The following is a 20586-nucleotide window of genomic DNA, read 5'->3' on the forward strand; positions in this document are numbered from 1 at the left end:
CTATTTCAAGGGCACGGGCAGTTCTTTGATCTTGAAATGCGCACGGGCCGTGGCGATGGGCTGGTCCGGGTCGCCCTGCCAGGCGGTGATCGCGACGTTGGTCACCCGCCGCCCCTGACGCCACAGCTGGCACCGCGCATAGGTATCGCGGTACAGGCCGGCGCGCAGGTAATCGATGGAAAAGTCGATGATCCTGGGAATGCTCGCGCTTTCGCTGAAAATCAGCAGGTACAGCGCCGCCGACAGTTCCATGAACCCGGCGATCACCCCCCCATGGATCGCCGGCAGCAACGGGTTGCCGATATTGTCGGCACTGGCCGGCAGGCAGAACAGCAGGTCGTCGCCGTCACGGCTGCACTGGATGCCGATCAGGCTGGCGTAGGGGATCAGTTGCAGCAATGGCGCGTAGTTGCCCTGGGCATGCGCCTGGCGCAGCTGTGCATGCACGTCCGCGGGAATCATTGCGCCACCGCCTTGAGCTGCCGGCCGAAGCCCAGGCCGCCCTTGATGTCCTTGCCCAGGCGCATGTAGGTGCCCACCACCTGGGCAATCGGCTCGCCGGGGTCGTCCTGGTAGGCGCAGCCGCGGACGAAGATCACATCGCGGGTGACCCGGTAGCACTGCGCCTGGCCATACACCGCCTTGTCGGCCTGCCCCGGGTGCATGTAGTCGATGCGCAGGTCCAGGGTCGGGCACACCTCGAACTCGGCCAGGGCGCACAGGGTGGCCATGCCCAGCGCAGTGTCCATCAGGGTGGTGATTGCACCGCCATGGATCGCGCCGCTCTGCGGGTTACCCACGATCTGCGGCGAGTACGGCAGGCACAGCGTGATGCCGTCGGCATCGGCACGCTCTACGTGCATCTTCAACAACTGGCAATGGCGCAGCGCCGAAAGAAAACGTTCGGCCTGGACCATCAACGGTGACGGTTCATTCACGGTCAGCTCCTTGTGCAATAACTCAGGTGCTGCATAAGCCTGAGGGAAAGTCTATATGGATCCGGCACTTATATATGTGCAAACGACGCGGAACTTATGTCGCTTACTTGAACTCAGATAATTCAAGCAACTCTATTCCACAAGGAGAAACACCCCATGCGTAAACCCATTGCCTTTGCCGTTATGCTGGCCGCCGCCCTGGGCCTCGCTGCTTGCGATAAAGCCAGCGAAAACAAAGCCCAGGACGCTCAAGAACATGCCGAGCAAGCCCAGAAGAAAATGGACGACGCTCAGGATAAGATGAACGACGCCGCCAAAGAAAACGCCGAAGCCGCCAAAGACAGTGCTGAAGCCGAACAAAAGCGTGCAGAAGAAAACAACCAGGCCGCTCCTGTGACGCCAGCACCAGAAGCCGCCCCGGCAGAACCTGCCAAGTAAGCAACTGCGCTTTAATGAAAAAACCCGACTCAGGTCGGGTTTTTTCATGTCAGGCCAGAAGTTGGCGAAAGGTCGGGCTGAGCATCAGCAACAATGAACAGATCAGCCCGATCGACCAGACCAGGCTGCGCTGCCACGCAAAGTCATACCAATACAGCGGCAGGTAGATGATTCGCGCGATCACGAAGATGATCGCCAGGGTATCGATCAGAAAACCCTGGGTCTGGGTGGTGTGCGCCATCAATACACCTACGGCGAACAACATGAATGCTTCGAAACTGTTCTGGTGCGCCGCCACCGCCCGGGCGCCCATGCCGGTCAGTTGCGCCTGCTGGCTGCGCGGCAGGTGGTTGTCGTAGCTGCCCTGTTGCTTCATCGCACGCGCCACCGGCACCCGCGCCACATAGATCAGCAGTGCGCTGATCAACACACACCAGAACGGAATACTCATGCGACCGGTTCCTTGTTCGGCTCAGGCAATGGCGCCTCTGTAGGGGTATAGACCATCACGTCGAGCACGTCGGAATGAAACTCGCGGCGGTACAGCACCAGTACTACCCCGGTGCTCATCAGCACCAGCAGCCAGGGGCTGATGAACCAGCTGAGCAAGGCCATGCCGAAATAGTACGAGCGCAGCCCGAAGTTGAACTGGTTGGCCGCCAGCGAGATAACCCGCGCCCCGCGCAGAGCGAAGGCCTTGCGCTCCTGCTCGCTGACCTGACGCTCGCCGATCATCGGTGCCGAGCCCACCAGCACGGCGGCGAAGTTGTACTGGCGCATGCACCAGCTGAAGGTGAAGAAGGCGTACACGAACACCATCGCCAGGCATAACAGTTTGATTTCGGACATGCCCTGGGATGTCTGCTGTACCAGCGGCAGGTCGGCCAGCAGCGACCAGGCGCGGTCCGAGGCGCCCAGCACGGTGAGGATACCGGCCAGGATGATCAGGGTGCTGGAGGCGAAGAACGATGCGTTGCGCTCCAGGTTGCCGATCACGCTGGCGTCGGCGATGCGGTTGTCGCGCAGCAGCATGCGGCGCATCCAGTCCTCGCGGTACAGGTGCATGACGCTGGCCAGGCAGGCGGTATCACGGGCCTTCCAGCTGGCGTAGCGGGTGTAGCCGCCCCAGCAGGCAACGAACCAGCAGGCGGCAAACAGGTTGATCAGGTTGTTCTGGATGAAGCTCATGGCGCTCCCGAAGAAATGGCACAGGATGGTGCATTGTCCGCCTTTCGACGCTGCCAGCGGCAAAAAGACACGTGGCCCCGAGACGAAAAAGCCCCGCATCCGAATGGATGCGGGGCTCTTCAGAGGCTGGCCCGGCAGGCGATCATGGCTTGTGGCCCTCGCCTGCCGCGGCCGGCACTCAAGCGACCGCTTCGCGCGGCTTGCCGAGCATGCGGTCAAGCACCACGGCAACAGCCAGCATCGCCACCGAAGGCACCAGCCAGGCCAGGCCCTGCTCGCTCAGCGGCAGGTGCGCCAGCGACTCCGGCAGCCAGCCAGCGAGATTGGCGCCCTTGAGCGCGTCGATCACGCCGAACAGCAGCGACACCGCCATGACCGGGGCCATGATGCGGGTCTGGGAGTTCCACAGGTTGCCGCAGAAACTCAGCGCCACCAGCACGATGCAGGGCGGGTAGATTGCCGTCAGCACCGGGATCGAGAACGCGATCAGCTTGGTCAGGCCCAGGTTCGACACCACCAGCGAGAAGCCGGCCAGCAGCACCACCAGCATACGGTACGACAACGGCAGTACCTGGCTGAAGTACTCGGCGCAGGCGCAGGTCAGGCCCACGGCGGTGACCAGGCAGGCCAGCGCGATCAGTACAGCCAGGAAGCCACTGCCCAGCGAACCGAAAGTGTGCTGTACATAGGCATGCAGCACCGCCGCGCCATTGCTCGCACCGGCGGCGATCTCGTGGCTGCCCGCACCCAGGCGGAACAGGCTGATGTACACCAGCGCCAGGCCGACACCGGCAATCAGGCCGGCGATGATGGCATAGCGGGTGATCAGTTGCGGCGAGTCGACGCCACGCGAGCGGATCGCGTTGACGATGACGATACCGAACACCAGCGCGCCCAGGGTATCCATGGTCAGGTAGCCATTGATGAAGCCCTGGGAGAACGGCGCGGCGACATATTCAGGTTGCGCCACCCCCATGGTGCCGGCCGGCAGCATGAACGCGGCGATGCCCAGCGCGGCCAGCGCGATGATCTTCAGCGGGGCCAGGAAGCGCCCGACGGTATCGAGCAGCTTGCCCGGGTACATGGACACGGCCAGCACCACGGCAAAGTACACCAGGCTATAGATGAACAACGCGGTCGGGCTCTCGCCGGTCAGCGGTGCAACACCTACCTCGAAGGACACGGTCGCGGTACGCGGGGTGGCGAACAGCGGGCCTACGGCCAGGTACGCGGCAGCCGCCAGCAGGCCACCGGCCACCTTGCCGATCGGGCTGCTCAGCGCGTCCATGCCGCCACCGACCTTGGCCAGTGCCACCACGGTGATCACGGGCAGGCCCACGGCAGTGACCAGAAAGCCCAGGGCGGCCAACCAGACGTAGGGGCCCGATTGCAGGCCGACGATAGGCGGGAAAATGATGTTGCCTGCGCCCACGAATAACGCGAACGTCATAAAACCAAGCGCCAGGATGTCCTGGCCTTTCAAGACTTTCATTAAGGAAATACCACACTTCTGAAATCGGGATTTAGAGAGGGACTTCCCCTTGGGTGAGGGAAATGCTGCCTGCCCGGATGGAGCAGACCCGTTTAGCGTGTAGCTCCCTTTTGGGGTGCTGGCACAAAATGAGGGCACAGGTTAACGAATCTGGCCGCAAAACGCACTGCCAGAGGGGTGCTTGTCCGATGAGCGAATATGCATGTCGCGTGGATGACCGACTTTTATGCAAGAACGCGCTGTCTGCTTCGCCGGCAAGGCCGGCCCCTACAGGGGGCAGCGTTGTACACCAGAAAGCACAAAGGCCACCCGAGGGTGGCCTTTGCCGAAGCGTGGAAGGTCAGCCGCAGCTTACTTCTTCACTTCCCAACCGGTCAGCTCGGCCAGGGCCTTGCCGATGTCGGCCAGCGAACGCACGGTTTTTACACCGGCGTCCTGCAGGGCTGCGAACTTCTCGTCTGCAGTACCCTTGCCGCCCGAAATGATGGCGCCAGCATGGCCCATGCGCTTGCCCGCTGGGGCAGTCACACCGGCGATGTAGGAAACCACTGGCTTGGTGACGTTTGCCTTGATGTAGGCAGCCGCTTCTTCTTCAGCCGAACCGCCGATCTCGCCGATCATCACGATCGCCTCGGTCTTCGGGTCTTCCTGGAACAGCTTCAGGATGTCGATGAAGTTCGAACCCGGGATCGGGTCGCCACCGATACCGACGCAGGTGGACTGACCGAAACCGGCGTCAGTGGTCTGCTTCACGGCTTCATAGGTCAGGGTGCCGGAACGCGACACGATACCGACCTTGCCTGGCAAGTGGATGTGACCTGGCATGATGCCGATCTTGCACTCGCCCGGGGTGATGACGCCTGGGCAGTTAGGGCCGATCAGGGTAACACCCAGCTCGTCGCACTTGACCTTGGCATCGAGCATGTCCAGGGTAGGAATGCCTTCGGTGATGCACACGATCAGCTTGATGCCGCCGAACGCTGCTTCCAGGATCGAGTCCTTGCAGAAAGGAGCCGGTACGTAGATGACCGACGCGTCGGCGCCGGTAGCAGCTACTGCTTCTTTCACGGTGTTGAACACCGGCAGGCCCAGGTGAGTGGTGCCGCCTTTGCCTGGGGTCACGCCGCCAACCATCTTGGTGCCGTAGGCGATGGCTTGCTCGGAGTGGAAGGTACCCTGCGAGCCGGTGAAGCCCTGGCAGATGACTTTGGTGTCTTTATTGATCAGGACGCTCATTACTTGCCCTCCGCAGCTTTGACAACTTGTTGAGCAGCGTCGGTCAGGCTGGTTGCCGCAATGATGTTCAAACCGCTTTCTGCCAGTACTTTGGCGCCCAGTTCAGCGTTGTTGCCTTCCAGACGAACAACAACCGGCACTTTAACGCCAACTTCTTTCACTGCACCGATGATGCCTTCGGCAATCATGTCGCAACGAACGATGCCGCCGAAGATGTTGACCAGTACGGCCGCGACATTGCTGTCGGACAGGATGATCTTGAACGCTTCGGTCACGCGCTCTTTGGTAGCGCCACCACCTACGTCGAGGAAGTTGGCTGGCTTGCCGCCGTGCAGGTTGACGATGTCCATGGTACCCATGGCCAGGCCGGCACCGTTGACCATGCAGCCGATGTTGCCTTCCAGGGCCACGTAGTTCAGCTCGAAGCTGGCAGCGTGGGCTTCACGAGGATCGTCCTGCGACGGGTCGTGGAAGGTTTTCAGCTTGGGCTGACGGTACATGGCGTTGGCGTCGATGTTGATCTTGGCATCGAGGCAGTGCAGATCGCCGTCGGCCTTGATCACCAGCGGGTTCACTTCCAGCAGTGCCAGGTCGTGCTCTTTGAACAGCTTGGCCAGACCGACGAAGATCTTGGCGAACTGAGCAACCTGCTTGCCTTCCAGACCCAGCTGGAATGCCAGCTCGCGACCCTGGAATGGCTGAGCGCCAACCAGTGGATCGATAGTGGCCTTGATGATTTTTTCCGGAGTGTCGTGAGCGACTTTCTCGATGTCCACGCCACCTTCGGTGGAGGCCATGAACACGATACGACGGCTCGAACGGTCAACGACAGCGCCCAGGTACAGCTCTTTAGCGATATCAGTGCACGATTCAACCAGGATCTTGGTGACTGGCTGACCATTGGCATCGGTCTGGTAGGTAACCAGACGCTTGCCCAACCACTGGGCAGCGAACGCCTTGGCGTCTTCTTTGCTGCGAACCAGCTTTACGCCGCCCGCTTTACCGCGACCACCGGCGTGAACCTGGGCTTTTACAACCCACTCGGTGCCACCGATCTTGTCGCAGGCTTCTGCTGCAGCTTCAGGGGTGTCGACTGCGAAACCCTTGGAAACTGGCAGGCCGTATTCAGCGAACAGCTGCTTACCCTGATACTCGTGAAGATTCATGCTTTTTACCGTCTTCGTTAGGTACTGCGCTTCGGCGCTGCGCTCCTGTGGAGTGCCGCGCCACCTGTGACCGCTTGCCCCCGGTATGCTCCGGGAGTTCGAGTCCGGCGGACTTTCCGCGGTGAGCCATGCACGCAAGACTCACGACGGGCCGTCCGCCGTGGTTTCTTATTGTTTAACGCTTCTTGCGGTTGGCTACGTGGATGGCACCGCCATTCACGGCCAGAGCGGCTTCGTGCAGCGCTTCAGACAAGGTCGGATGGGAGAAGACCATCATGCCCAGGTCTTCGGCGCTGGAGCCGAATTCCATTGCGATTGCACCCTGCTGCACCAGTTCGGCAGCGCTTGGGCCAATGACGTGTACACCCAGAACGCGGTCGGTCTTGGCATCGGCGATGACCTTGACGAAACCACCGGTGTCGTTGGCCGCCATCGCACGGCCGCTGGCCGCGAACGGGAAGGTGCCCACGTTAACCTCAACGCCTTCAGCCTTCAAGGCTTGCTCGGTTTTACCGACCCAGGCCATTTCCGGGTGGGTGTAGATAACCGATGGGATCAGGTCGTAGTTCATCTGGGCCTTGTGGCCCTTGATGCGCTCGACGACCATGATGCCCTCTTCCGAGGCCTTGTGCGCCAGCATCATGCCACGTACCACGTCACCGATGGCGTAGACGCCCGGTACGCTGGTAGCGCAGTAGTCGTCAACGAACACGAAACCGCGCTCGTCGATGGTCACGCCGCTGTCGGCAGCCAGCAGGTCGGTGGTCACAGGGCGACGGCCGACTGCAACGATCAGCCTGTCGAAGGTGATCTTCTGCTCGCCGTTGGCGTCGGTGTAGGTCACTTCGACTTCGTCGCCGTTGACCTTCGAGCCGGTCACGCGAGCGCCCAGCTTGATGTCCAGACCTTGCTTGGTCAGGGTCTTCAGGCCTTCCTTGGCAACAGCGGTGTCGGCTGCCATCAGGAAGGTGTCCAGGGCTTCGAGCACGGTCACCTGGGCACCCAGGCGCGACCATACCGAACCCAGCTCCAGGCCGATGACGCCGGCGCCGATCACGCCCAGACGTTTTGGCACGGTCTGGAATTCCAGGGCGCCGGTGGAGTCGACGATGACTTTCTGGTCGACCGGAGCCGGCGGAATGTCGATCGGACGCGAACCGGAGGCCAGGATCACGTTTTCGGCTTCGATGATTTCGGTGCTGCCGTCAGGCTTGGTGACTTCGACTTTCTTGCCGGCCAGCAGTTTGCCGTGGCCCTGGATCGAAGTGACGCCGTTGGCCTTGAACAGGGTGGCAACGCCGCCGGTCAGGTTCTTGACGATGCCAGCCTTGCGACCAACCATCGCAGCCACGTCCATCTTCACTTCGCCAGTGGAGATGCCGTGCACGTTGAAGCTCTCTTTGGCTTCCTTGTACTTCCAGGAGCTGTCCAGCAGCGCCTTGGACGGAATGCAACCCACGTTCAGGCAGGTACCGCCGAGGGCCAGTTTGCCTTCGCCGTCAACGTACTTCTCGATACAGGCAGTGCTCAGGCCGAGCTGGGCAGCCTTGATCGCGGCTACATAGCCGCCAGGACCTGCACCAATCACTACCACGTCGAATTTCTGGGTCATAAAAGATTCCTTTTAGCGTCAAGCGGCAAGCTGCAGGCGGCAAGGCGAACACGCTTCTGCTCGAAGCTTGTCGCTTGCAGCCTGCAGCTGTTTATCAGATGTCCAGCAGCAGACGAGCCGGGTCTTCCAGCAGGTTCTTGATGGTCACCAGGAACGTCACGGCTTCTTTGCCATCGATCAGGCGGTGATCGTAGGACAGTGCCAGGTACATCATCGGACGGATCACGACCTGGCCGTTGACGGCCATCGGACGCTGGATGATGTTGTGCATGCCCAGGATTGCAGCCTGCGGCGGGTTGACGATCGGGGTCGACATCATCGAACCGAAGGTACCACCGTTGGTGATGGTGAAGGTACCGCCGGTCATCTCGTCGATCGACAGTTTGCCGTCACGGGCCTTCTTGCCGAAGGTGGCGATGCCGCCTTCGATTTCGGCCAGGCTCATCTGCTCGGCGTTACGCAGTACCGGTACCACCAGGCCGCGGTCGCTGGACACGGCAACACCGATGTCGGCGTAGCCGTGGTAGACGATGTCGCTGCCGTCGATCGAGGCGTTGACGGCCGGGAAGCGTTTCAGCGCTTCGGTGGCAGCCTTGACGAAGAACGACATGAAGCCCAGGCGCACGCCGTTGTGGGACTTCTCGAACAGGTCCTTGTACTTCGAACGCAGTGCCATGACTTCGGTCATGTCGACTTCGTTGAAGGTGGTCAGCATCGCCATGTTCGACTGTGCTTCGACCAGACGCTTGGCCACGGTGGCACGCACGCGGGTCATCGGCACACGCTTCTCGGTACGGTCGCCAGTGGCGACAACCGGGGCAGCGGCAGCAGCGGCCGGCTTGGCAGCAGCGGCAGCCGGAGCGGCCTTCTTGTTGGCGACGGCAGCGACGACGTCTTCCTTGGTGATGCGACCGCCTTTACCGGTGCCAGCGACGCTGGCCAGGTCGATGGCGTTTTCTTCGGCCAGCTTGCGTGCGGCAGGCGCAGCAATCGGGTCGTCTTCGCCAGCGTCGGCCGCAGCAGCAGCCTGGGCAGGTGCGGCGGCAGCGGCGGCCGGAGCAGCAGCTGGTGCAGCGCCTTCATTGATCGAACCCAGCACTTCGTCGGACAGCACGGTCTCGCCTTCGCCCTTGACGATGTCGCCCAGCACGCCATCGGCGGTGGCCAGCACTTCCAGGACGACCTTGTCGGTCTCGATGTCGACGATCAGCTCGTCACGCTTGACGGCTTCGCCCGGTTTCTTGTGCCAGGTGGCAACGGTGCCATCGGCAACCGATTCCGGGAAAGTAGGGGCTTTGATCTCGATAGCCATTATCAGTGGTTCCTTAAATTCGGTTTCTGGTGCGCGATGGCATTAAACGGTGAAGGCAGCTTGCAGCAGTTTTTCCTGCTGTTCGGCGTGCATCGAAGCGTAACCACAGGCAGGTGCTGCCGAGGCGTCACGACCGGCGTACTCAAGGACCAGGTCCTTGTTGTGACGGCTCAGGATGCGACGCATGTGGTGCTGGCTGCTGTACCACGCGCCCTGGTTCATCGGCTCTTCCTGACACCACACCACGTCCTTCAGACCGGTGTAAGGCGCAAGGATTTCAACCAGATCGTCTTCAGGGAACGGATACAGTTGCTCGATACGCACGATAGCGATGTCTTCACGGCCTTCGGCACGGCGTTTTTCCAGCAGATCGTAGTAGACCTTGCCGCTGCACAGCACCAGGCGCGTCACCTTGGCCGGATCGAGGCTGTCGATTTCCGGAATGACGGTCTGGAACGAGCCTTCGGCCAGTTCTTCCAGGGTCGAGATGGCCAGCTTGTGGCGCAGCAGCGACTTGGGTGTCAGCACGATCAGCGGCTTGCGCAGCGGACGGATGACCTGACGACGCAGCAGGTGGTAGATCTGAGCCGGCGTGGTCGGTACGCAGACCTGAACGTTGTGCTCGGCACACAGTTGCAGGTAACGCTCCAGACGCGCCGAGGAGTGCTCAGGCCCCTGCCCTTCATAACCGTGTGGCAGCAGCATGGTCAGACCGCACAGACGGCCCCACTTGTGCTCGCCGCTGGTGATGAACTGGTCGACAACCACCTGGGCACCGTTGGCGAAGTCGCCGAACTGGGCTTCCCAGATCACCAGCGCATTGGGCTGGGTGGTCGAGTAGCCGTATTCGAACGCCAGTACCGCCTCTTCGGACAGGAACGAATCGTACAGGTCGAAACGTGGCTGGCCCGGGAACAGGTTCTGCAGCGGGATATAGGTGCTGGCGTCCTTCTGGTTGTGCAACACCGCATGGCGGTGAGAGAAGGTGCCGCGACCGATATCCTGACCCGTCATGCGGATCGGGTGACCTTCGAAGGCCAGGGTGGCGTACGCCATGGTTTCGGCGTAACCCCAGTTGATCGGCAAGCCACCGGCCTGCATCTTCTGGCGATCCTCGTAGATCTTCGAGACCTGGCGCTGAACCACGAAGCCTTCCGGCAGCTCCAGCAACTTGGCCGAGAGCTCCTGCAGGGTCTTGAGGTCGAAGCGGGTGTCGTGACGCGCGGTCCAGGCGTGGCCCAGGTATGGACGCCAGTCGACGAACAGCTCCTTGTTCGGCTCCTTGACCAGGCTTTTCACAACATGCAGGCCGTTGTCCAGCGCATTGCGGTACTCGTCGACCTTGGCCTGGACGCGCTCGGCATCCAGACGACCGGCCTGGGTCAGCGCATCGGCGTACAGCTCACGGGTGGTGCGCTGCTTGCTGATCTGCTGGTACATCAGCGGCTGGGTGCCGTTCGGCTCGTCGGCCTCGTTGTGGCCGCGACGACGGTAGCAGACCAGGTCGATGACCACGTCACGCTTGAACTGCATGCGGTAGTCGACCGCCAGCTGGGTCACGAACAGCACCGCTTCCGGATCGTCGCCGTTGACGTGCAGGATCGGCGCCTGGATCATCTTGGCGACGTCGGTGCAGTACTCGGTGGAACGCGAGTCCAGCGGGTTGCTGATGGTGAAACCAACCTGGTTGTTGATCACGATGTGCACGGTGCCGCCGGTCTTGAAACCGCGGGTCTGCGACATCTGGAAGGTTTCCATGACCACGCCCTGGCCAGCGAAGGCCGCGTCGCCGTGGATCGAGATCGGCAGTACCTTGTCGCCAACGCTGTCGTTGCGGCGGTCCTGACGGGCACGCACCGAACCTTCCACCACTGGCGAGACGATTTCCAGGTGCGAAGGGTTGAACGCCATGGCCAGGTGAACTTCACCGCCGGCGGTCATCACGTTGGACGAGAAGCCCTGGTGATACTTCACGTCACCGGAACCCAGCTCGACCTTCTTCTTGCCTTCGAACTCGTCGAACAGCTCGCGCGGGTTCTTGCCGAAGGTGTTGACCAGTACGTTCAGGCGACCACGGTGGGCCATGCCGATCACGACTTCCTTGGTACCGTAGGAACCGGAGCGCTGGATCAGCTCGTCCAGCATCGGAATCAGGCTTTCGCCGCCTTCCAGGCCGAAACGTTTGGTGCCCGGGTATTTGGTACCCAGGTATTTCTCCAGGCCTTCTGCCGCGGTAACGCGCTCGAGCAGGTGGCTCTGGATGTCTGCGGAAAATTCAGGACGCCCACGCACGCTCTCCAGACGCTGCTGGAACCAGCTGCGCTGCTCGGAGTCGACGATGTGGGTGAACTCGGCGCCGATGGTGCGGCAATATGTCTGCTGCAACGCCTCGAAGATTTCGCGTAGGCTCGCTTCCTCTTTGCCGATGAACAGGTCGCCGGCACGGAAGGTCGTATCAAGATCGGCATTGGTCAAGCCGTAATGATTGATCGACAGGTCTACTGGCGCAGGGCGCTGCCACAACCCCAGGGGGTCGAGCTTCGCGGCTTGGTGGCCGCGCATACGGTAGGCCTGGATCAGTCGCAGCACTTCAACCTGCTTCTTCTCGTGTTCACTGCTCACGCTACCGGCGGAAACCGGTTGGGCGCGGCGCTGGTTCTTTGCCAGCAGTACGAAATGGTCGCGGATCGTCGAGTGCGATACATCGGTGGCAGTGCTGCCTTCGGCGGGCAACTTCTGAAAGTAAGTGCGCCACTCTTCTGGCACAGCGTTAGGGTCGTGCAGGTAGAGCTCGTAGAGCTCTTCCACATAGGCAGCGTTACCACCTGAAAGGTGGGCGCTGTTCCACATGCGCTGCATCACGCTTTCTTGCATGCTTGGTCACCCTCGGTTAGGGGCCTCGATCGGCAAGAACCACAGCAAGCTGAGTTGAGTCCGTATGCAGCGACTGAACCAAGCCACCGAGAGTTCCGCAGATTTACCGGGTACCAGCCCGGACGCCCCTGCTGGTCTCATATCTTCATAGGTAAAAGCTCGGGCTTTTGGCCTTTGCTCAAGTTGCACCTCGGTGCGGGCAAGGGCCCGCACTTCGGTGTGCTACGGGTACAACACTTTTGAATCAGGTGCCGCTTTGCAGCAGCATGTTACGTACGTGGCCGATTGCCTTGGTCGGGTTCAGACCTTTGGGGCAAACGTTTACGCAGTTCATGATCCCGCGGCAGCGGAATACGCTGAACGGGTCATCCAGGGACGCCAGGCGCTCCTGGGTCTTGGTGTCACGGCTATCGGCCAGGAAGCGATAAGCTTGAAGCAGAGCGGCCGGGCCCAGGAACTTGTCCGGGTTCCACCAGAACGACGGGCAGGAAGTCGAGCAGCAAGCGCACAGGATGCACTCGTACAGACCGTCCAGCTTCTCGCGCTCTTCCGGGGACTGCAGGCGTTCGATCGCCGGCGCCGGGGTATCGTTCTGCAGGAACGGCTTCACCTTCTCGTACTGCTTGTAGAAGATGCTCATATCAACGACCAGGTCACGGATGACCGGCAGGCCGGGCAGCGGACGCACGACCAGCTTGTTCTTCTTCACCACCGCCGACAGCGGGGTGATGCAGGCCAGGCCGTTCTTGCCGTTGATGTTCATGCCATCGGAACCGCACACGCCTTCGCGGCACGAACGACGATAGGAGAAACCTTCGTCCTGTTCCTTGATCAGTGCCAGCACATCCAGAACCATCAGGTCCTTGCCGCCGGTATCGACTTCGAACACCTGGGTCTTAGGTGCCGAGTCGGTGTCGGGGTTGTAGCGATAAACTTCGACTTTCAACATAGTGGCCACCCTTAGTAAGTCCGGACTTTAGGCTCGAACGTCGGAACGGTTTTCGGCGAGAAGTTGACTGCACGCTTGGCAACCCGCTTTTCACCCGGGAAGTACAGGGTGTGGCACAGCCAGTTTTCGTCGTCACGGTCTTCGAAGTCTTCACGGGCATGGGCACCGCGGGACTCTTTGCGCACTTCAGCAGCGATTGCAGTGGCTTCAGCGACTTCCAGCAGGTTCTGCAGCTCCAGCGCTTCGATACGCGCGGTGTTGAAGGCCTGGGACTTGTCGTTGATCTTGACGTTGGCGATACGCTCGCGCAGGCCAGCCAGCTGTTCGATACCCTTCTGCATGTATTCGCCGGTGCGGAACACGCCGAAGTAGTTCTGCATGCAGCTTTGCAGCTCGCGACGCAGGGTTGCCACGTCTTCGCCGTCGGTACGCTCGTTGAGCTTGTTCAGACGGTTCAGCGCGACTTCCACGTCGGTGTCGCTGGCGTCGCGGTATTCGATACCGTCGCTCAGGGCCTTTTCCAGGTGCAAGCCGGCCGCACGGCCGAACACCACCAGGTCGAGCAGCGAGTTGCCGCCCAGGCGATTGGCGCCGTGAACCGATACGCAAGCCACTTCACCGACCGCGAACAGCCCTTCGATGATGGTGTCTTCGCCGTCGGCGTTCTGCGAGATCGCCTGGCCATGAATGTTGGTGGCAACGCCGCCCATCATGTAGTGGCAGGTTGGAACGACGGGTACGGGTGCAACGACCGGGTCGACGTGCGCGAAGGTCTTGGACAGCTCGCAGATGCCTGGCAGGCGGCTGTGCAGCACTTCCTCGCCCAGGTGGTCGAGCTTGAGCATCACGTGGTCGCCGTTCGGGCCACAGCCGTTGCCGGCGATGATCTCTTTGACCATGGAGCGGGCCACAACGTCGCGACCGGCGAGGTCCTTGGCGTTTGGCGCGTAGCGCTCCATGAAACGCTCGCCGTGCTTGTTGATCAGGTAACCACCTTCACCACGGCAGCCTTCGGTAACCAGTACACCTGCGCCGGCGATGCCGGTCGGGTGGAACTGCCACATCTCGATGTCCTGCACCGGCACGCCGGCACGCAGGGCCATGCCGATACCGTCGCCGGTATTGATCAGGGCGTTGGTGGTGGAGGCGTAGATACGCCCTGCACCGCCGGTGGCCAGTACGGTGGCCTTGGCGCGAATGTAGACGGTCTCGCCGGTTTCGATGCAGATCGCGATCACGCCGACGAAGGCGCCGTCCTGGTTCTTGACCAGGTCAACCGCGTACCACTCGTTGAGGAAGGTGGTGCCGGCTTTCAGGTTGCCCTGATAGAGGGTGTGCAGCAGCGCGTGACCGGTACGGTCGGAAGCGGCGCAGGTACGGGCGGCCTGGCCACCTTTACCGTAGTCCTTGGACTGGCCACCGAACGGACGCTGGTAGATACGGCCGGTTTCGGTACGCGAGAACGGCAGACCCATGTGGTCCAGCTCGAACACCGCAGCCGGGCCTTCCTGACACATGTATTCGATAGCGTCCTGGTCACCGATGTAGTCGGAACCCTTGACGGTATCGTACATGTGCCAGCGCCAGTCATCGTTCGGGTCGGCCGAAGCGATGGCGCAGGTGATGCCACCCTGGGCCGATACGGTGTGCGAACGGGTCGGGAACACCTTGGTGATCACGGCGGTCTTGTGGCCGCCTTGAGCCAGCTGCAGCGCAGCGCGCATGCCGGCACCGCCACCACCAATGATGATGGCGTCGAAGGAAATCGTTGGAATGTTAGCCATGAATCAGATACCCCAGAGAATCTGCACACCCCAGACGAAGTACGCGAACATCGCGACACCACATACCGCCTGGAACAGGAAACGAACTGCAGTCGCCGACTTGCCCAGCGCCATCGGCGTCAGGTAGTCGGTGGCAATGGTCCACATGCCGACCCAGGCGTGAGCGCCCAGGGCAACGAGGGCCAGCAGACTGAAGATCCGCATCGCGTTATGGGAGAACAGGGCGTGCCACTGGGCATAGTCGATGCCAGGGTGCGCCACCAGGTAGCCGATCAGAAAAATGAAGTAAGCCGCGAGAACGACCGCAGAAACGCGCTGCGCCATCCAGTCATAGAGGCCCGAACGCGACAGGTTCGTGACATTAGTTACCATATCCAAACTCCCGCCAGAACGATCACCACCACGGAAATGGCGATAACGATTTTCGAGCCCAGTTTGCCGCCTTCCAGCGTCTCACCGATGCCCATGTCCATAATCAGATGGCGCACACCGGCAACCAGGTGATACAGCAAGGCGGACAGAAGGCCCCACGCCACGAATTTGGCCAGCGGACTGGTCAGGCATGCCTTCACCTCGGCAAAACCTTCCTCGGAACTCAGGGATTGGCTCAATGCGTACAGCATGATGCCCAGGCCCAGAAAGAGGATGATGCCGGAAACACGGTGAAGAAATGACGTAACGCCGGTAATGGGGAGTTTGATGGTCCTTAGGTCTAGGTTTACAGGTCGTTGGCTTTTCACGGCTTTTTTCACACTGAAGAGCCCCTAGCAAGCAGGGCAAAGTTGTTGGTAAGTGTACTGGTCAGGTACCCACCACCCAGGGAGTGACGACCCCAGAAAAGCGGGCTTTAAAGCCCCTGGCGGTCGGGTGCCGAGTATAGACAGTTAGGCTACTAATGACAACGTGAAGCCCTAGCCCAAATAGCGCATTGCCTTTGGCGAACAAAAGGCGTAAACGGGCCGCAATTTCGCGGAAAAACAGCGCCCAAAGCCCTTTACAACCGTGCTTTAGGCAAATTGACATTCGAATTTATCTCACTATAGTGGTGCGGGCCCTGCGTGGGGGGTCTGTCTGATGATTTCAAGCATTAATAGGAGGCCACATGGCTGACAAAAAAGCGCAGTTGGTCATCGAGGGCGCAGCCCCCGTCGAGCTGCCCATTTTAACCGGCACCGTTGGTCCCGATGTTATCGACGTTAGAGGGTTGGGGGCCACGGGTCACTTCACTTTCGACCCTGGTTTCATGGCGACCGCATCGTGCGAGTCCAAGATCACCTACATTGACGGCGACAAGGGCATCCTGCTGCATCGCGGCTACCCGATCGAACAGCTCGCCGAGCAATCCGACTACCTGGAAACCTGCTACCTGCTGCTCAACGGCGAACTGCCGAATGCCGAGCAGAAGGCTCAGTTCGTCAGCACCGTCAAAAATCACACCATGGTGCACGAGCAGTTGAAGTCGTTCTTCAACGGCTTCCGCCGCGACGCCCACCCGATGGCCGTCATGTGCGGCGTGGTTGGCGCCCTGTCGGCGTTCTATCACGACTCGCTGGACATCAATAACCCGCAGCACCGGGAAATCTCGGCCGTGCGCCTGGTCGCCAAGATGCCGACCCTGGCCGCGATGGTCTACAAGTACTCCATGGGCCAGCCCATGATGTACCCGCGCAACGACCTGACCTACGCCGAAAACTTCCTGCACATGATGTTCAACACCCCGTGCGAGATCAAACCGATCAGCCCGGTGCTGGCCAAGGCAATGGACCGGATCTTCATCCTCCACGCCGACCACGAACAGAATGCGTCGACCTCCACCGTACGCCTGGCGGGCTCCTCGGGCGCCAATCCGTTCGCCTGCATCGCTGCCGGCATCGCTGCACTGTGGGGCCCTGCCCACGGCGGCGCCAACGAAGCCGTGCTGACCATGCTCGACGAAATTGGCGATGTCTCGAACATCGACACCTTCATCGCCAAGGCCAAGGACAAGAACGACCCGTTCAAGCTGATGGGCTTCGGTCACCGCGTCTACAAGAACCGCGACCCGCGTGCCACCGTGATGAAGCAGACCTGCGACGAAGTGCTGCGCGAGCTGGGCATCACCAACGATCCGCAGCTGGAACTGGCCATGCGCCTGGAAGAGATCGCCCTGACCGATCCGTACTTCATCGAGCGCTCGCTGTACCCGAACGTCGACTTCTACTCGGGGATCATCCTCAAGGCGATCGGCATCCCTACCAGCATGTTCACCGTGATCTTCGCCCTGGCGCGGACCGTCGGCTGGATCTCGCACTGGAAGGAAATGCTCTCCAGCCCGTACAAGATTGGCCGTCCGCGCCAGCTGTACACCGGCTACGAGTCGCGTGACATCGTCAAACTGGAAGACCGCAAGTAAGCCAAACGGCTCGCCTGCAACAACAAGAAAGGCTGCCCTCGGGCAGCCTTTTTTGTTGCGTAATGCTTCATGCAGGAGGAGCAAGCCTTGGCGGCCCCTACAGTTGAGACATATTCCAGCCAACCATCAAACTGTTACGGTTTCTCCGCCCGCTCCTTCAACGCCTTGAGCGTATTGAACGGCGCATCCACCACGAACTTGTTCGCCACCATCGCTGGCACACTGCCGCCTGGCTCGGTGTGCACCTGGTATGTCACCTCGGTAGTGTCACCCTTGGGCACCAGCTTCCAGAAACCCTGCACTTCAGCCACCCGCACATAGCCTTTTTCTTCCGGCAGATACTTGGGAACACCCTCCAGCTTGCGGGTCAGGCTGCCGTCAGCACCTTCGCTGGTGGTTATATGGATGATCGAATCGCGCGGGGTGACCGGCCACGGCGTATTGAACTGGGTGTAGGTCCAGCTCTGGTCACCCTCGTGCTTGAGCAGCTTCTGGCTCCTGCACTCGTGAATCCAGGCACAGGCCCCGGCCACGTCTTCCTGCAGCGCCCGGACCTTGGCCAGCGGCGCCTTGATGGTCGTCACGCCCTGATAGGCCTTGTAGTTCGAACCACTCACTTCGCTCAGCGATACCTTGATGCCATCCCCTTCCTTGGCAACCTTCCAGTCTTCAGCCTGCGCCACCGACATGAACATCGCACTCAGACCACAAATCACCGCTACCCGCTTCATCGAACCCATCGTGTTGTTTTCCTTGTTTGCGAAGTTCCACTCACTCAAGCCGCCGTCACTTGCTCCAGCCAACCGATGATCCTGATCGCCTCGTCGCGATCATTGCCGCAGGTGTCCACCTCCGCCTGGAAGCCCGAGCACACCGCCGGCCGTTCAGGCTGGCCGAACAGACTGCAGAGGTTGTGCTCGGACAGTTGCACACAGCGTTCGCCAGCCGGCTTGCCGTGCGGCATGCCAGGAATGGGCGAGCTGATGGAAGGGGCAATGCAGCAAGCGCCACAGCCTTCACGGCAGTTCATGACGACATGGACCTCGGCCTAACAAATGATGGGTGAATGGGGATAGTAACCGCTAAAACAGGTGTTTGAAATTACCGCTCAGATGAAATATCGCCGCGCAGAATGTGACCGGCAGGTCGAGCAGCGTTTATTGCTTGAACTCGAAATCGATGGCTGCACCCTCGATGTCCTGACGGGCATCATTGCGCAACTGCAATTGCATTTCGTTGCTGATCAAGCGGCCATTGAGCTGGAACGGGCTGTCCGCGGCAGGCTTTTCTTCGAACAACGACGGCAGCAGCGGACGTCGCACACGAACTTCCTCCTGACTGCTCGGCTGCAGGTCCTTGACCATCTCCGGGGGCAGGCTCAGATCCAGGCGCGCCTTGGGCAAGGGCGCGGCAATCACCTCGGAGGCCTTGCGCTTGCCCGACTTTACCGCCTTGGCCGGCGTCTTCCTGGGGTCGCCAGCCTTGGTCTTGGGTTGCGCCTTGGGCTTGGCCTGTGGCTTGGCACTCGCTTTTACCGGGGCCTGGGTCGAAGGCTTCCGGTCCGGTGCCGGGGCAGCCGACGCCTGTGCCAGCAGTATCGGCCCCGGTCCGGGCACAGCCAGTGCCGGGCCCGTTGCACACAGGCCCAGCGCACACAACATCACGGCAGCACAGCTCAACGCTTTCATAGGCAACGAGACGTATTCATGAGTCGCACATGCTCCCTGTTCCTGCAGTCGCTGGCAAGCCCGCGATCTAGAGGTATCCGCCCGAGACGGTTTCCTGGCAAAGCTGATGGGCCAGCATCCCCAATGTCAGCAGCGCCCGCTCAGCCTCGCGGTTCCACGGAATGCCGCAGTTGAGACGAATGCAGTGGTTGAACTGCTCCGTGTTACTGAAGATCAGCCCGGGCGCGATGCTGATGCCCTGCTGCAAGGCACGTACATGCAACTCCTGGGTGTTGACCCGCCCCGGCAGGCTGACCCACAGGATGAAGCCCCCGGTAGGCCGGCTCATCTGGGTGCCTTCCGGAAAGTGCTGCTGTACCGCCAGCTGGTAGGCACTGAGGTTCTTGCGATATTCCTGGCGAATGTAGCGCAGATGGCGGTCATAGCCACCATTTTCAAGGTAGGCCGCCACCCCCATCTGCGTCACACTGCACGCCGAGTGCGTGGTAAAGGTCTGCAGTCGCTGGATTTCCTGCTGATAGTTGCCCGCGATCATCCAGCCGATACGCACCCCCGGCGACAGGGTCTTGGAAAAGCTCGAGCAATAGATCACCCGCCCCAGCCGGTCGAAGGCCTTGAGCGCCTTGGTGCGCCCTTGCTCGAACATCAGCTCGCCGTAGATATCGTCCTCGACGATCTGGATGTTGAAATCCGAGGCCAGGCGCAGCAACTGCTTCTGGCGTTCCTCGGGAATGGTGCCGCCCAACGGGTTGCTCAACCGCGCAGTCAGCACCAGCGCCTTGATCGACCACTGGTTGGCCGCCAGTTGCAGGGCCTCCAGGCTGATGCCGGTGGCCGGGTCGCTGGGAATCTCGATCACCTTGAGCCCCAGCAGGTCCGCCAGTTGCAGCAGCCCGTAATAGGTGGGCGACTCGGCGGCGATCAGGTCGCCTGGCCGGGTCAGCACCCGCAACGACATCTGCAGCGCATCGACGCAACCGTGGGTCACCACCACTTCGGACGGGTCGACCACCACCCCGGCGTCGCGCATGCGAATGGCGATCTGCCGGCGCAGCGGCTCGAAACCCGGGCTGAACATGTAGCTGAACGCGCGCGGGCTCTGGAACCGCGTGACCTTGGCCAGTTGCTGGTGCAGCGCGCGCACCGGCAGGTAGTCCACATGCGGAACCGCCGCCCCCAGCGGGAACACCCCATCACGCCGGGCTTCGGTCAGTACCTGCTGGATGATGCTACTGCGCGTGACCAGCCCTGGACGCTCGACCCGCGCGATGTCCGGGGTCTGCGCAGTCAGGGCCGGGGTCTGGTGGACGTAGTAGCCCGATTGCGGCCGCGCGCGAATCAGCCCCTGGTCCTCGAGGTTGGCATAGGCCTGCAGCACGGTGGCATGGCTGACATTGAGCTGCGAGCTCATCTTGCGTACCGACGGTACGCGCTCACCGGGCTGATAGACGCCGCGGCGGATGTCTTCCGCCAGTTGCTGGGCGATGCGCTGGTAGAGCAACAGATTGGTCATGGGA

At 61.2% G+C, this 20586-nt stretch carries 20 protein-coding genes; 2 read left to right on the plus strand and 18 right to left on the minus strand.

Annotated elements, in window-relative coordinates:
- Both FW760_RS21235 and FW760_RS21240 read right to left on the minus strand, forming a co-directional pair.
- Positions 1–462 carry a PaaI family thioesterase gene (locus FW760_RS21235; RefSeq protein WP_043863128.1) on the minus strand — a complete coding sequence of 154 codons (462 nt, stop codon included), beginning with the start codon at positions 460–462 and terminating at the stop codon, positions 1–3.
- A complete protein-coding gene (locus FW760_RS21240; protein ID WP_116053352.1) occupies positions 459–917 on the minus strand; it encodes a PaaI family thioesterase in 459 nt (152 codons plus the stop codon). The genes FW760_RS21235 and FW760_RS21240 overlap by 4 nt, the downstream gene beginning before the upstream one ends.
- 177 nt (positions 918–1094) lie before the next feature.
- Here FW760_RS21240 and FW760_RS21245 point away from each other — a divergent pair, with 177 nt between their 5' ends.
- Positions 1095–1376, plus strand: a complete 282-nt coding sequence (locus FW760_RS21245; protein ID WP_043863130.1) for a hypothetical protein — start codon at positions 1095–1097, stop codon at positions 1374–1376.
- 49 nt (positions 1377–1425) lie between these two features.
- Here FW760_RS21245 and FW760_RS21250 read toward each other — a convergent pair whose 3' ends face one another.
- The 12 genes from FW760_RS21250 to sdhC all read right to left on the minus strand — a co-directional run bounded on the left by FW760_RS21250 (position 1426) and on the right by sdhC (position 15741).
- On the minus strand, positions 1426–1827 hold the full coding sequence (locus tag FW760_RS21250; RefSeq protein WP_054915670.1) for an MAPEG family protein: 402 nt from the start codon (positions 1825–1827) through the stop codon (positions 1426–1428).
- Entirely contained in the window at positions 1824–2564 is a 741-nt protein-coding gene (locus FW760_RS21255; protein WP_054915669.1) for a DUF599 domain-containing protein, read from the minus strand. The genes FW760_RS21250 and FW760_RS21255 overlap by 4 nt, the downstream gene beginning before the upstream one ends.
- Positions 2565–2742: 178 nt before the next feature.
- The gene (gene brnQ / locus FW760_RS21260; protein ID WP_043863133.1) at positions 2743–4056 is read right to left on the minus strand and encodes a branched-chain amino acid transport system II carrier protein; all 1314 of its coding nucleotides are present in this window, start codon (positions 4054–4056) and stop codon (positions 2743–2745) included.
- Between the two features lie 351 nt (positions 4057–4407).
- On the minus strand, positions 4408–5292 hold the full coding sequence (sucD, locus tag FW760_RS21265; RefSeq protein ID WP_038613108.1) for a succinate--CoA ligase subunit alpha: 885 nt from the start codon (positions 5290–5292) through the stop codon (positions 4408–4410).
- Positions 5292–6458, minus strand: coding sequence for an ADP-forming succinate--CoA ligase subunit beta (gene sucC, locus FW760_RS21270; protein ID WP_043863134.1), 1167 nt, complete (start codon positions 6456–6458; stop codon positions 5292–5294). Before sucC ends, sucD begins: the two co-directional genes overlap by 1 nt.
- Positions 6459–6633: 175 nt before the next feature.
- A complete protein-coding gene (gene lpdA / locus FW760_RS21275) occupies positions 6634–8070 on the minus strand; it encodes a dihydrolipoyl dehydrogenase (protein ID WP_043863135.1) in 1437 nt (478 codons plus the stop codon).
- A gap of 94 nt (positions 8071–8164) precedes the next feature.
- A complete protein-coding gene (odhB, locus tag FW760_RS21280) occupies positions 8165–9382 on the minus strand; it encodes a 2-oxoglutarate dehydrogenase complex dihydrolipoyllysine-residue succinyltransferase (protein WP_043863136.1) in 1218 nt (405 codons plus the stop codon).
- Positions 9383–9424: 42 nt separating this feature from the next.
- On the minus strand, positions 9425–12256 hold the full coding sequence (locus FW760_RS21285) for a 2-oxoglutarate dehydrogenase E1 component (protein ID WP_043863137.1): 2832 nt from the start codon (positions 12254–12256) through the stop codon (positions 9425–9427).
- 244 nt (positions 12257–12500) lie between these two features.
- A complete protein-coding gene (locus tag FW760_RS21290) occupies positions 12501–13205 on the minus strand; it encodes a succinate dehydrogenase iron-sulfur subunit (protein WP_043863138.1) in 705 nt (234 codons plus the stop codon).
- Between the two features lie 11 nt (positions 13206–13216).
- Positions 13217–14989 (minus strand): succinate dehydrogenase flavoprotein subunit, encoded by a 1773-nt coding sequence (gene sdhA, locus FW760_RS21295; protein ID WP_043863139.1) that lies wholly within the window; start codon positions 14987–14989, stop codon positions 13217–13219.
- Positions 14990–14992: 3 nt separating this feature from the next.
- Entirely contained in the window at positions 14993–15361 is a 369-nt protein-coding gene (gene sdhD / locus FW760_RS21300; protein ID WP_043863140.1) for a succinate dehydrogenase, hydrophobic membrane anchor protein, read from the minus strand.
- A complete protein-coding gene (sdhC, locus tag FW760_RS21305) occupies positions 15355–15741 on the minus strand; it encodes a succinate dehydrogenase, cytochrome b556 subunit (protein WP_088515660.1) in 387 nt (128 codons plus the stop codon). Before sdhC ends, sdhD begins: the two co-directional genes overlap by 7 nt.
- A 350-nt stretch (positions 15742–16091) precedes the next feature.
- Between sdhC and gltA the strand changes: the two genes are divergently transcribed.
- A complete protein-coding gene (gene gltA / locus FW760_RS21310; RefSeq protein ID WP_043863142.1) occupies positions 16092–17381 on the plus strand; it encodes a citrate synthase in 1290 nt (429 codons plus the stop codon).
- A 134-nt stretch (positions 17382–17515) separates the two neighbouring features.
- Here the strand turns inward: gltA and FW760_RS21315 are convergent, their stop codons facing one another.
- The 4 genes from FW760_RS21315 to FW760_RS21330 form a co-directional block, all read right to left on the minus strand.
- Positions 17516–18121 (minus strand): START domain-containing protein, encoded by a 606-nt coding sequence (locus FW760_RS21315; protein WP_116053349.1) that lies wholly within the window; start codon positions 18119–18121, stop codon positions 17516–17518.
- Positions 18122–18156: 35 nt separating this feature from the next.
- Complete coding sequence (locus tag FW760_RS21320) at positions 18157–18411, minus strand: YkgJ family cysteine cluster protein (RefSeq protein WP_043863144.1); 255 nt, start codon at positions 18409–18411, stop codon at positions 18157–18159.
- Positions 18412–18538: 127 nt separating this feature from the next.
- Positions 18539–19069: a hypothetical protein gene (locus tag FW760_RS21325; protein ID WP_043863145.1), complete on the minus strand. Its 531-nt coding sequence runs from the start codon at positions 19067–19069 to the stop codon at positions 18539–18541.
- Between the two features lie 67 nt (positions 19070–19136).
- Positions 19137–20582: an aminotransferase-like domain-containing protein gene (locus tag FW760_RS21330; RefSeq protein WP_078480451.1), complete on the minus strand. Its 1446-nt coding sequence runs from the start codon at positions 20580–20582 to the stop codon at positions 19137–19139.
- Positions 20583–20586: the final 4 nt, after the last annotated feature.

The sequence above is a fragment of the Pseudomonas sp. 1176_21 genome (assembly GCF_052850635.1).